The sequence below is a fragment of the Faecalibacterium sp. DFI.5.82 genome (assembly GCF_029076575.1).
Taxonomy (GTDB): domain Bacteria; phylum Bacillota; class Clostridia; order Oscillospirales; family Ruminococcaceae; genus Faecalibacterium; species Faecalibacterium duncaniae.
The window spans coordinates 1-335 of record NZ_JARFIS010000234.1; the positions used below are offsets into that span (position 1 = coordinate 1).

1 pseudogene is annotated in these 335 nt (G+C 64.2%); it reads right to left on the reverse strand.

Going from position 1 to position 335, the window contains the following annotated elements:
* Positions 1–335 (reverse strand): annotated as a pseudogene (locus P0G09_RS16395) (nucleotidyltransferase); the annotation flags it as partial.

Genomic DNA, 335 nt, shown 5'->3' on the forward strand with positions numbered 1-335 from the left:
GGCCCTCCTGGGTTTTCTGGGCGATGGCGGCCACCACGGTGGGCTTATCCTCGCGGTAGGTCACGCCGTACCACTTATCGGTGCTCTTGAGCACGGTGACTGCCGCCTTGCCCTCCTCGATGAGCTCGCTGGCCACAGTGGGCAGGAAATACTCGCATTTGAGGGGGTTCTTGGGCAGATTCTCACGCAGCCAGCCTGCAAAGCGGTGGTCGGCCTCGTCCAGGAAGCTCGTGCCGAAGCCCCACAGGTTCATGCTGACAGGTGCTTCCACCGGCAGGTCATCCGTGCCCTCACCGGTGAGGGAGGTGCAGCGGATGCCGCCCTCACAGGTCTCG